Source organism: Brevundimonas mediterranea, assembly GCF_011064825.1.
Taxonomy (GTDB): domain Bacteria; phylum Pseudomonadota; class Alphaproteobacteria; order Caulobacterales; family Caulobacteraceae; genus Brevundimonas; species Brevundimonas mediterranea_A.
On sequence record NZ_CP048751.1, the window covers coordinates 239348 to 251898 of the forward strand.

Genomic DNA, 12551 nt, shown 5'->3' on the forward strand with positions numbered 1-12551 from the left:
CCAGCCTTCTTGTCGAAGGTCTGTCGATAACCTGATGTAATCGGTTACATGACACAGGAGCAATGTCGGCCGCAAGCGGCGCAATGTCGCTTTGTGTCGATTTCTGGCCCGCCGGCGCCCGCGCCTCGCCTGATGACCACCGGATCGAGCCGGCGTCCGCCCCAAAGGCGCTGAATGACCGTCAAATGGATTCAGCGGTTGATAACTACTACATATAGTGGCGCGCCTTGATGGATCGCCGTAATCTGGTGGCAGGCTTACCGGGAGATGCGGCCCATGCGCTTTCAATCCGGCTTCGTGGATCTGGCCCGCCGGGTCACGATGGAGACCCGCGCTGTCGAGCGCGCCGCCACAGTCCAGGAGATCACGGCGCCGGCCGCATGGTCGGACGCCCGGATCGAATCCTGGCTGGACTGGAGCGAATCCCTGGTCCCCGACCTGTCCCCGACCGGCGGCTGGCTGAACGGCGCCGTCGACGCCTGGGCCGAACGCCTGGCCGGCCGGGGCCTGGCCGAGGGCGTCTTCACCGATCGGGCCGAGGCCTATGTCTTCGCCGCCGAACTGGCCGCCACCATTCAACTGGGCCTGGCCACGCCTGTGGGCGCGCCCGAGGCTGGCGCAGGCTCCGCCGACATTCTCGACCTGTCCGATCCCGCCGCGCCGGCGCATCTGGCCGAACACCGCGCCGACCGCATGACCGCCCGACTGGCGCTGCAGTCGGCCGAGGCCCTGGCCGACGCCCTGTGCGCCGTCGCCGACGCCGTGGACCGTTGCGAGGGGCCGGACGGCCACTGCGCCGACCCGTCGCGCAACCCCGCCCTGGGCCGCGCCGCCGCCACCGCGCGGCGTCGCGGCGCCACCGACGCCGACATCCTGCGCGCCGTCGATGGCGAACGTCCGGCCCTGGCCCTGCGCCCCTTCCACGAAACCCCGCCCCTGATCGCCTTGGCCGACAGCACCCAGATCGCCGCCGGCGCGCCCGAGGCCCTTCTGGCCGCCGAATCGGCTCTGGACGGCGGCCTGATCGCGATCTTCTCTCCCCGCGACGCCGAAGCCCTGGCCGAGGGCGCGGTCGGTCGCGCCCTGCTGGACCTGTCCGCCGTCGCCGCCCTGGACGGCGGGACCTTCGACCGCCTGCCGGATCTGGTGCGTCTGTGGACCGTGGCCCTGGATCTTCAGGCCGCGAGCGTCGCCATTTCCCTGGGACTGGAGGGCCTTTCGGCCGCCCTGATCCCGGCCGGCGGCGATCTGGCCGCCCGGGCCGAGGCCCTGGCGGGCCTGACAGCGGTGGTGGCGGCTCAGACCTCGGTGGAACTGGCCCAGTTGCGTGGCCCCTGCGCCGAATGGGACGCCCTGAAGAGCCAGGTCGCCGACGCTGACCGCGCCCGCCGCGCCCGCCTGAAGTCCAATCCGGATCCTCTCGCCGCCGTCGCCCTGAAGCGGATCGGCAAGCTCGGCGCGCCCCGGCGTCATGCAACCGTCGGCCTGTTCATGGACGACGCCGAGGCCCGGCTGCGACTGGGCCTCGGCGGCCCTTCGGTCATTGATGTCTTCCAGACCGCCGACGGCCAGATCGGCCGTCGCCTGGCCGCACCCCTGGCCGCCGCCCTGGCCCGCACGGGCGGCGACGTCCAGGCGGCCGAGCGCCGGCTGTTCGGCCGTCGCACCCTGGTCGAGGCGCCGGGCGTCGATCACGCCGCCCTGCGCGCCTTCGGCTTCACCGACATCGAACTGGCCGCCGTCGAACAGGCCCTGGCCGGGGCCGACGGCTTCGACGCCGTCTTCACCGCCCCGGTGCTGGACCCCGGCTTCATCCGCGACGTCCTGGGGCTGGAAGACGGCGACGGCCCGTTGCTGAACCTGCTGGGCGTGCCCGAAGAGGCCGAGTTCGCGGCGGCGCGCTGGGTCTTCGGCCACGGCGATCTGACGGATTGGGCCGAGGCGCCCGCCGCCGTCGCCGCCCTGCTGGCCGATCCCGCAGGCGTCGAGGCCGACCTGCGCCGCGCCGTCGAACCGTTCAGCGACGCGCCGGACACGGCCGTGGATACCCTGGACTGGCGCGCCACCGCCGCCCAGGCCGCCCGTCGTCTGGCCCAGGCCGCCGCCGAGGGCCGCCGCGCGGTGCGGCTGCGTCGCGCGCCTCCGCCCCCAGGCCCCTTGCTGACCCTGCCGAAAACCGATGCGGCTCCACGCCTCGAAACGCCCCGCCCCGCTCCCACGCCTGCCCCGCAGGAGCGCGTCGTCGAACGGGTGGTCGAACGCGAGCGCGCCCGCCGCAAACTGCCCGACCGGCGCAAGGGCTATATCCAGAAGGCGGCCGTCGGCGGGCACAAGGTCTATATCCACACCGGCGAATACGACGACGGCGAACTGGGCGAGATCTTCATCGACATGCACAAGGAAGGCGCCGCCTTCCGAAGCCTGATGAACAATTTCGCCATAGCCATCTCGATCGGGCTTCAGTACGGTGTGCCGCTGGACGAGTTCGTCGACGCCTTCGTCTTCACCCGGTTCGAGCCGGCGGGGCGGGTCACGGGCAATGACTCGATCCGCTCGGCCACCTCGATCCTGGACTATATCTTCCGCGAGTTGGGCGTCTCATATCTGGACCGCCACGAACTGGCCAACGCCGGCCCCGATGAGTTGAACGCCGACGGTCTGGGTCACGGCAAGGCGGAGGGGGGAGAGGCCGTCCCCGCCGCCCGTTTCATCTCGAAGGGCTTCGCCCGCGGTTCCGCGCCCGACAATCTGGTGGTCCTGCCCTTCGGCAAGAAAGCCGAGCCTGAACCGAAGGTCGTCGCCAACACCGAGGCCGTCGCCTGTCCGTCCTGCGGCGATTTCAGCCTGCAGAATCGCGGCGGCGTCTGGGTCTGCGACACCTGCGGAGACGCCCGGGCGGTTCACGGCGGCGATCAGGGCTAAGTTAACGGCTGGGCTCTAGAGTGCCGCCACGCGACGTTTTCGCTGGAGCGACCCCATGTCCCGCCTGACTGCCCTGTCCATCGCCGTCGCCGTATTTGCGACCGCCGCCACCCCTGTTCTGGCGCAGAACGCCAGCCAGATCGCCAGCGTGAAACGCGGCGCATCCTGCGCCGGCTGCAACCTGTTCCAGGGTGATTTCTCCGGTCTTGAGGCGCGCGGCCTGAACCTGTCCGGCGCGCGCCTGCGCCAGGCGGACCTCAGCCTCAGCGTGATGAACCGCACCCGTTTCTCCAACGCCGACATGCGCGACGTCGAGGCCTACGGCGGGGTCTTCTCCAGTTCCAACTTCTCGGGCGCAGACCTGACCAACGCCAGCTTCGTCGGCGCCTATCTGCAAGGCGCGAACTTCGCGGGCGCAAAGCTGATCGGGACCAACCTGTCCGGCGCCGACCTGTCGCGCGCCGCCGGATTGACCCAGGGTCAGCTGAACCGCGCCTGCGGCGACGGCTCGACCATTCTGTCCGGAAACCTACGTATTCCCGCCTGCTGACGGCCATCCGTCTTGCCGGGATTTAACGAAATTACCTCGATTTAAGTAGGTATGGCCGGTGTTTCGGGGCATTCAGACTGCGTGAAACAGATCGCCCGCCCAACCCCCATCCGATTGAAATCCGCGCTGATCGCGGCGGCGGGCCTGATGCTCGCCACCCCCGCCTTCGCCGGGATCGAGATGACGGTCCAGGATCGTGACGTGGCCCGGTCGGTGTCCCTGGGCGGTTCGTGCAATCGCTGCGAACTGTCGGGCCGAAACCTGTCGGGCGCCACCTTCACCGGCGCCAGCTTCATGAACGCCACCCTGGTCGGCGCCAATCTGCGCGGCGCGGAAATGGTCGGCTCCAACTTCACCGGCAGCGACTTCAGCCGCGCCAATCTGACGGGGGTCGAGATCGTCGGGGCCAACTTCACCTCGACCAATTTCACCGGCGCCGTCCTGACGGGGGCCGAGGCCCAGGGCTCATCCTTCGTGCGCGCCAACCTGTCGCGGGCCGACCTGTCGGGGGCCGAACTGCACGGCGTGAATTTCAACGGCGCGACCCTGGCGGGCGCGAATTTCTCGAACAGCGAACTGTTCGGCGCCACCCTGGCCAATGTCCACGCCATCGGCGCAAACTTCTCCGACGCCGAGATCAACGCCTCCAACCTGTCCGGCGGCGACTTCTCGAACGCCTCCTTCCGTGACGCCAGCCTGGACGGCGCCCGTCTGACCGGGGCGACCTTCACCCGCGCCGACTTCAACGACGCCTCGCTGCGCCGCACAGACATCCGGGGCGCCGACCTGTCCGGGGCGCGCAACCTGACCCAGGATCAGGTCAGCGAGGCCTGCGGCGACGGCGCCACCCGCCTGCCCGGTCGTCTGACGCCCCAGGCCTGTCGCGGAACCATCCGGGTGATCCGCACCCCGCCTGCACCGCCGGCTCCCCCGGCCGTGCGCCACTTCGTGTCCGCCGAACACTGAACAGCAAAAAGGGGACGCCGCAGCGTCCCCTTCTTCGTTTCGGCGATCAGGCGTGGCCGATCAGACCTTGATCGGCACGGCCGTGCGGATGTGGACGTCCTTCAACTGGCGTTCCTCCGCCTCGGTCGGGGCGTTCATCAGCAGATCCTCGCCCTGCTGGTTCAGCGGGAAGGCGATGACCTCGCGGATGGCCGTCTCGCCGGCAAGCAGCATGACGATGCGGTCGATGCCGGGGGCCAGGCCGCCGTGCGGCGGCGCGCCGTAGCGGAAGGCGTTCAGCATGCCGCCGAACTGCTCCTCAACCACAGACGCGTCGTAGCCGGCGATCTCGAAGGCCTTCAGCATGATCTCGGCCTTGTGGTTCCGGATCGCGCCCGAGCACAGCTCATAGCCGTTGCAGACGATGTCGTACTGGAAGGCGCGGATGGTCAGCGGATCCTGGGTCTCCAGGGCCTCTAGCCCGCCCTGCGGCATCGAGAAGGGGTTGTGGCTGAAGTCGACCTTCTTCTCTTCTTCCGACCATTCGAACATCGGGAAGTCGACGATCCAGCAGAATTTGAACTGGTTCTCGTCGATCAGCTTCAGCTCCGTGCCCACGCGGGTGCGGGCCAGGCCGGCGAACTTGGCGAAGACCGACGGCAGACCGGCAGTGAAGAAGGCGGCGTCGCCCTTGCCCAGACCCAGCGAGGCCATCAAGGTCTCGGTCGGCTCCTGACCCAGGTTCTTGGCGATGGGGCCGCCCCAGGCGCCCTGGTCCTCCGACCAGAAGATATAGCCCATCCCCGGCTGGCCCTCGCCCTGCGCCCAGGAGTTCATACGGTCGCAGAAGGCGCGCGATCCGCCGGTCGGCGCCGGGATGGCCCAGACGGCGTTCTTCTCGTCCGCGCCCAGGATCTTGGCGAACAGGCCGAAACCGCCGTCGCGGAAGTGGTCGGAGACGACCTGCATCTTGATCGGGTTGCGCAGGTCCGGCTTGTCCGAACCATACCAGGCCATCGACTGGGCGTAGGTCAGGCGCTCGAAGCCCTTGTGCTCGAACGTCTCGCCGAAATCGTTGGTGAAGACATGAACGCCGTCGATGGGCGACACCGGCTTGCCCTCGCCGAACTCCTCGAACACGCCGTGCATCAGCGGTTCGATGGCGGCGAAGACGTCTTCCTGGGTCACGAAGCTCATCTCGACGTCGAGCTGGTAGAATTCCAGCGAACGGTCGGCGCGCAGGTCCTCGTCACGGAAGCAGGGGGCGATCTGGAAATAGCGGTCGAAGCCCGAGACCATCAGCAGCTGCTTGAACTGCTGCGGCGCCTGCGGCAGCGCGTAGAACTTGCCGGGGTGCAGACGCGACGGCACCAGAAAGTCGCGCGCGCCTTCCGGCGACGAGGCGGTCAGGATCGGGGTCTGGTACTCCAGGAAGCCCTGGCCGACCATGCGCTGACGGATCGAAGAGATGACCCTGGAGCGCAGCACGATATTCTTGTGCAGCCGCTCGCGGCGCAGATCCAGGAAGCGGTTGGCCAGGCGGATGTCTTCCGGATACTCCTGATCGCCAAAGACCGGCATCGGCAGTTCGGCGGCTTCCGACAGGACCTCGACGCCCTGGACGCGAACCTCGACCTCGCCGGTCGGCAGGTTCGGGTTCACCACCCCCGCCTCGCGCGCGACGACTTCACCGTCGATCTTGATCACGCTTTCGGCGCGCAGACGTTCGACCGCCGCGAAGCCCGGCGTCTCCGGGTGCAGCACCAGCTGCGTCAGGCCGTAGTGGTCGCGCAGATCGATGAACAGCAGGCCGCCGTGATCGCGCTTCCGATGCACCCAGCCGGACAGGCGGACGGCGGAACCGGCGTCGGAGGCGCGCAGGGCGCCGCAGGTGTGAGAGCGATAGGCGTGCATGAATGGACCGTCTGGAATTCTGCGGTGGAATCTGACGCCTCAGGCGCCTGAAATCGAAGCGGCGTAGGGCGCATTATCCCCCCCGAAAGTCAAGGTTTCAGCCGTTGCAAACCCCGCCTCGCCGCGCGATAGCGGTTCCAGTCACCGCGCAAGGCTGCCCATGTTCATCGTCACCATCACCTACACCCAGCCCATCGAAGCCATCGAGGCGAAGACGGTGGAGCATCGCGAATGGCTGGACATCCATGTCGCCAGCGGCCTGATCATCGCCGCCGGCCCCATGGTTCCGCGCACCGGCGGGATCTTGGTGGTGCGCGGCGGCGGCGCGAAGGAGGACCTGGAAGCCCTGCTGAAGGACGATCCTTTCCAGATCCATGGCCTCGCCGACTATAAGATCACCGAGTTCAAGGCGGGCAAGCTGATCCCCGCCCTGACCGAATTCGCCTGATTCCGTCCACAGGGCGGGCCTTCGCTCCCCTGTACCAACAGGATGCGCCTGCGCAGTTCGTCTCCGCCTCTGCTATGACAGGCTCATGCCCGCGCAGAGCGCCATGATCCGACCGAACGCCGAACAGCTGCGTCTGCCGCTGGAACGCCCGCTTGCGGGCGAGGCCTTTGTGTCGTCGGACAGCAACGCCGAGGCCGTCCGCGTATTGTCGCGCTGGCCGGACGGCGCCGGTTCGGTCCTGGCCCTTTACGGACCGGCGGGTTCGGGCAAGAGCCGGCTGGCCGCCGACTGGGCCGAACGGGTCGGGGCCGTGCCGCTGAACGGCGTCGAGGCGGCCCTGGTCGATCCGCTGGAGCTGGAAGGGCGGCCGGTCCTGTTGGATCGCGCGCGCGATGCGGACGACGAGAGCCTGTTTCACCTGATCAATCTGGCCCATACGGGCGGCGGCGCCCTGCTGCTGGTGTCGCGCGCGGCCCCGCGGAACTGGTCCGTCGCCCTGCCCGATCTGCGCTCACGCCTGGACGCGGTCCGGACCGTCGCCGTCGAGGCGCCGGACGACCGGGTCCTGTCCGCCATTCTGCGCGCCCGGTTCGCCGAGCGCAGCATCGCCCCGACCGACGAGGTGATCGCCTATCTGGTGCGGCGGCTGGACCGGTCCGCCGACACTGCGGCGACTGCGGTCGAACGTCTGGACGCCTTGCACCGCCCCGTCACCCGAGCCCTGGCCCGGCAGGTGCTGGACGAAATGAGCGCCGCCGTCGAGGTCGAGACCGACTGAGGGCCGGGGCGAATGGCCGCCCATGAAAATGTCGATGGCCGCTTGCGGCCGTCACAGTCGCGCGCGAGAACCGGGCCATGACCGACGCCGCGATCCACGACGCCACCCTGGGCGAGGAAGTCCCCGCTTCCCGCGCCCCCCAGCTTGCCCTGAACGAGGACCTGATCGCCTCGCCCACGCGGTTCTTCAACCGTGAAATCTCCTGGCTGGCCTTCAACGAACGTGTGCTGGAAGAGGCCGCCAATCCGAACCACCCGCTGCTGGAACGCCTGCGGTTCGTGTCGATCTCGGCCAACAATCTCGACGAGTTCTTCATGACCCGCGTCGCCGGCCTGAAGGGCCAGTTGCGCGAGCGGGTGCGGGTGCTTTCGGCCGACGGCCTGACCCCGGCCGAACAGCTCGAGCGGATCAATATCTCGGCCGGCGACCTGATGGCCGAACAGCAGGTGCGCTGGCGCCAGCTGAAGAAGGAACTGGCGACCGTCGGCATCGAGGTGGTCGACCGCAACCGCCTGACCAAGACCGAGAAGGAGCGGCTGGAGCCCGAGTTCCTGAACCAGCTCTTCGCCGTCCTGACGCCCCTGGCCATTGACCCGGCCCATCCCTTCCCCTTCCTGCCCAACCTCGGCTTCTCCCTGGCGCTGAAGCTGAAACGCAAGGGCGAGGCCAAGACCTTCTACGCCCTGGTGCCCGTGCCGACCCAGGTTCGGCGCTTCTGGGAACTGCCGACCGACGGCCGCTCGGCGCCCGGTCGCAAGCGGTTCATCACGCTTGAAAACGTGCTGCTGCTGTTCATCGACCACCTGTTCCCCGGCTGTGACATTCTGGAGAAGGGCCTTCTGCGCCTGATCCGCGACAGCGATATCGAGATCGAGGAAGAGGCCGAGGACCTGGTGCTCGAGTTCGAGGAGGCGCTGAAACAGCGTCGCCTGGGCTCGGTCGTGCGCATCAAGATCGAGGCCTCGATGCCGACCGACCTGCGCGACTTCATCGTCGGCGAACTGGAGGCGACGCCCCAGGACGTGGTGCTGGTCGACGGCATGCTGGGCCTGGCCCAGCTGTCGGATCTGATCCCCGGCGGCCACCCCGACCTCAAGTTCAAGGGCTATGAGCCGCGCTATCCCGAGCGGGTCCGCGACAACGGCGGCGACATCTTCGCCGCCATCCGCGAGAAGGACATGCTGATCCACCACCCGTTCGAGAGCTTCGACGTGGTGGTGCAGTTCCTGCGTCAGGCGGCGCGGGACCCGAACGTCATCGCCATCAAACAGACCCTGTATCGCACCTCCAAGGACAGCCCCATCGTCGCCGCCCTGATCGAGGCGGCCGAGAACGGCAAGAACGTCACCGCCCTGGTCGAGCTGAAGGCCCGGTTCGACGAAGAGGCCAATCTGCGCTGGGCCCGGGCGATGGAACGGGCGGGGGTCCACGTCGTCTTCGGCTTCGTCGAATACAAGACCCACGCCAAGCTCAGCGTCGTGGTGCGGCGTGAGGGCGAGGCCTTGCGCACCTACTGCCACTTCGGCACCGGCAACTATCACCCGGTCACGGCCAAGATTTACACCGACCTGTCCCTGTTCTCGTGCGACCCGGTCCTGGGCCGCGACGCCAGCCGGGTGTTCAACTACATCACCGGCTACGCCACGCCGGACGAGCTTGAAGCCCTGGTGGTCTCGCCGCTGAACATGAAGTCCACCCTGATCGAACTGATCGGCAAGGAGATGTCGGCCGCCGCCATGGGCAAGCCCGCCGCCATCTGGGTCAAGCTGAACTCGCTCGTCGACCCCGAGATCATCGACGCCCTGTACCGGGCCAGCCAGTGGGGCGTGCGCATCGATCTGGTCGTGCGCGGCATCTGCTGCCTGCGGCCGGGCGTCACGGGCCTGTCCGAGAACATCCGCGTCAAGTCCATCGTCGGCCGCTTCCTGGAGCACAGCCGCATCGTCTGTTTCGCCAACGGCAAGGACCTGCCGCACGACAAGGCCAAGGTCTTCATCTCCTCGGCCGACTGGATGACGCGCAACCTGGACCGCCGGGTCGAGTTGATGACCCCGATCCGCAACGCCACCGTCCATGACCAGGTGCTGGACCAGATCATGGTCGCCAATCTGAAGGACGACGCACAAAGCTGGGTGCTGGACGCCGAAGGGCGCTATACCCGCCTCATCCCCGCCGATCCGGAGCGGCCCTTCTCGGCCCACAAATATTTCATGACCAATCCCAGCCTGTCGGGCCGTGGGCGCAAGGTGAAGACCCTGCCGTCCGTTCTCAGCTACGAGCGTCCCGGCCGCTGATGCCGGATCTGGCGCTTACCGGCCGCGACGTCGCGGCCATCGACATCGGGTCCAACTCGGTCCGTCTGGTTCTCTACCGGCTGGAAGGTCGGGCGATCTGGACCGTGTTCAACGAAAAGGTCCTGGCCGGTCTGGGCCGCGACCTGCCGACCACCGGCAAGCTGTCGCCCGAGGGGGTGGTCATGGCCATGACGGCCCTGCGCCGTTTCGCCGCCGTGCTGGAGGGGGTTCGCCCCGACGCCACCCTGATCGCCGCCACCGCGGCCGTGCGCGAAGCCAGGGACGGCCCTGAGTTCTGCCAGCGCGTCGCCGCCGAGACGGGCTTGCAGATCCGTGTCCTGTCCGGCGAGGAAGAGGCGAAATACGCCGCCATGGGGGTGCTGGCCGGCGCACCCGACGCGCAAGGCGTCTCGGCCGACATGGGCGGCGCCAGTCTGGAGCTGACTCGTCTGGACGGCGCGCCTGGCGCGGCGCGCAGCGTCGAACAGGGGCTGACCCTGCCGCTGGGCCCCTTCGCCCTGGCCGAGGGCAAGGGATTCGACGCCGACCGGATCAAGGCCCGCATCGACCAGAGGCTGAAACCCGTCGCGGCCCAGTTCCAGACCGACCGCCTCTACGCCGTCGGCGGCGCCTGGCGCACCCTGGCCCAAGTCCATATGGCGCTGAAATCCTATCCGCTGAAGGTCGTGCACCAGTACGAGATCACGGCGGACGAGGCGCTGGAGACCGCGCGTCTGGTCGCGCAACAGTCGGCCGCCAGCCTGGCGAAACTGCCCAGCGTGTCCAAGAAGCGGGCCGAAACCCTGCCCTACGCCGGCCTGGTGCTGGAAGGTCTGATCAAGCACCTGAACCTGAAGCGGATCGAGATGTCCGCCTGGGGGGTGCGCGAAGGCCTGTTGTTCGAAACCCTGGACGAGGCGACCCAGGCGGCCGATCCGCTGCTGGCCGGGTGCGCGGCTCTGGGCGGACGGCAGGGGATCGACCCCGCCCTGCCCGGCGCCCTGAACGGCTGGATTTCCGACGTCGTCTCGGCCCTGCCGTCGGCCTTCGGCGCCGCGCGCGACGGCGTCCTGTCCGCCGCCGCCTGCCGCCTGTCGGACCTGGGCGCCCGCCTGCATCCGGACCACCGTCTGGAACTGGTCTTCGACCAGGTTCTGCGTGCGCCCGTGGCGGGCGTCAGCCATGCGGAGCGCGCCTTCCTCGCCTGCGCCATGAACGCCCGCTACGGCGGCGGTCCGGCCACGCCCCAGCCGGACATCATCAGCCGCCTGTTGAACGAGGACGCCGCCAAGCGCGCCCGCGCCCTGGGCCTGGCCATCCGCCTGGCCTGCGATCTGTCGGGTCGGTCGTCGCAACTGCTCGCCAACGCCACCGCCACGGTCGGCAAGACCGAACTGAAGCTGACAGCCACTGAAGGCTACGCCGACGTCCTGCTGGGCGAACAGACGAAAAAGCGCGCCAAGGCCCTGGCCGAGGCGATGGGACTGGGCCTGAAAATCTAGGAAGAAGAAGGTCTCCTCCCCCCGCAGCGGGGAGGAGACAGGAAATCTACCCCTCGATCTCGACGACCTCGACCCGCGATCCGCTCAGCACCAGGGCGATCTCGCCCCGCTTCAGCTTCAGCGCGTCCTCCCCGAAGATCTCGCGCCGCCAGCCCTTCAACGCATCCACATCGGCGTCGTCGGTGACGGCGATCTTTTCCAGATCCGACACGGTGGCGATCAGCTTGGACGCCACCCCGGCGTTGTCGCTCTTGGCCTTCAGCAGCACCTTCAGCAGCTCCACCACCGACGGCGGCGCTGGCTGGCGATGGGCCGGCCGCTCCATCTCGGGCGCATGGGATTCGGGATCGGCCAGGACGCGCTTCAGCTCCTCGGCCAGCTCCAGGCCCAGGCGCGATCCGCCGAAGCCCTTGGGCACCGAACGCAGACGGTTGAAGGCCTCGGGATCGGTGGGGGTCTGTTGCGCGACCTCGTCGATGCCCTCGTCCTTCAGGATGCGGCCGCGCGGCTGGTCACGCTCCTGGGCCGCACGCTCGCGCCAGACTGCCACGGCCTTGAAGGCCGCCAGGTATTTGGCCGAGAATTTCTTGGGCTTCAGCCGCTTCCAGGCGTTCTCGGGATTGGTGTCGTACAGGGCCGGATCGATCAGGCTCTCCATCTCCGACATCACCCAGTCCAGCCGTCCCTCCTTCTTCAGCCGGTCGCGCAGCTTGGGATACAGGGCCGCCAGATGGGTCACGTCGCCCAGCGCGTAGACCAGCTGGCTGTCCGACAGCGGGCGTCGCGCCCAGTCGGTGAAGCGGCTGCCCTTGTCCAGTTCGACGCGCAGCATCTGCCGCACCAGCGAATCATAGGCGACCTGTTCGCCGAACCCGGCCGCCATGGCCGCCACCTGGGTGTCGAACATCGGCCTGGGCATGGCGCCCAGTCGCACGAAGATTTCGACGTCCTGGCGGCAGGCGTGGAAGACCTTGATGATCTTCGGATCGCGCAACAGGTCCAGGAAAGGCTCCAGGTCCAGGCCTTCCGCCATGGGATCGATGATCCCGGCGTGATCGGCGGACGCGGCCTGGATCAGGCACAGCCTGGGCCAGTAGGTCGTTTCCCGCATGAACTCGGTGTCGACCGTGATGAACGGGGCGGTGGCGAGGCGGGCGCAAAAATCGGCCAGCGCCTCATTGGTGGTGATCGGCGTCAT

At 68.3% G+C, this 12551-nt stretch carries 9 protein-coding genes; 7 read left to right on the top strand and 2 right to left on the bottom strand.

The features are described from left to right. Positions 1 to 276: 276 nt before the first annotated feature. From GYM46_RS01205 to GYM46_RS01215, 3 genes are all read left to right on the top strand, one after another. A complete protein-coding gene (locus GYM46_RS01205) occupies positions 277 to 2922 on the top strand; it encodes a hypothetical protein (protein ID WP_008263891.1) in 2646 nt (881 codons plus the stop codon). A 55-nt stretch (positions 2923 to 2977) separates the two neighbouring features. Next, on the top strand, positions 2978 to 3472 hold the full coding sequence (locus GYM46_RS01210) for a pentapeptide repeat-containing protein (protein ID WP_008262964.1): 495 nt from the start codon (positions 2978 to 2980) through the stop codon (positions 3470 to 3472). 81 nt (positions 3473 to 3553) lie between these two features. Next, a complete protein-coding gene (locus GYM46_RS01215) occupies positions 3554 to 4438 on the top strand; it encodes a pentapeptide repeat-containing protein (protein WP_008263250.1) in 885 nt (294 codons plus the stop codon). A 60-nt stretch (positions 4439 to 4498) separates the two neighbouring features. Here GYM46_RS01215 and aspS read toward each other — a convergent pair whose 3' ends face one another. Beyond that, a complete protein-coding gene (gene aspS / locus GYM46_RS01220) occupies positions 4499 to 6331 on the bottom strand; it encodes an aspartate--tRNA ligase (protein WP_008264354.1) in 1833 nt (610 codons plus the stop codon). 160 nt (positions 6332 to 6491) lie between these two features. Between aspS and GYM46_RS01225 the strand changes: the two genes are divergently transcribed. The 4 genes from GYM46_RS01225 (at position 6492) to GYM46_RS01240 (ending at position 11353) form a co-directional block, all read left to right on the top strand. Next, positions 6492 to 6779, top strand: coding sequence for a YciI family protein (locus GYM46_RS01225; protein WP_008262633.1), 288 nt, complete (start codon positions 6492 to 6494; stop codon positions 6777 to 6779). 85 nt (positions 6780 to 6864) lie between these two features. Next, on the top strand, positions 6865 to 7557 hold the full coding sequence (locus tag GYM46_RS01230; protein ID WP_050771611.1) for a DnaA ATPase domain-containing protein: 693 nt from the start codon (positions 6865 to 6867) through the stop codon (positions 7555 to 7557). Between the two features lie 77 nt (positions 7558 to 7634). Continuing rightward, on the top strand, positions 7635 to 9851 hold the full coding sequence (locus tag GYM46_RS01235; protein WP_008261738.1) for an RNA degradosome polyphosphate kinase: 2217 nt from the start codon (positions 7635 to 7637) through the stop codon (positions 9849 to 9851). Next, complete coding sequence (locus GYM46_RS01240) at positions 9851 to 11353, top strand: Ppx/GppA phosphatase family protein (RefSeq protein ID WP_008261530.1); 1503 nt, start codon at positions 9851 to 9853, stop codon at positions 11351 to 11353. The genes GYM46_RS01235 and GYM46_RS01240 overlap by 1 nt, the downstream gene beginning before the upstream one ends. Before the next feature lie 46 nt (positions 11354 to 11399). Here GYM46_RS01240 and rnd read toward each other — a convergent pair whose 3' ends face one another. Next, positions 11400 to 12551 carry a ribonuclease D gene (gene rnd, locus GYM46_RS01245; protein WP_008262460.1) on the bottom strand — a complete coding sequence of 384 codons (1152 nt, stop codon included), beginning with the start codon at positions 12549 to 12551 and terminating at the stop codon, positions 11400 to 11402.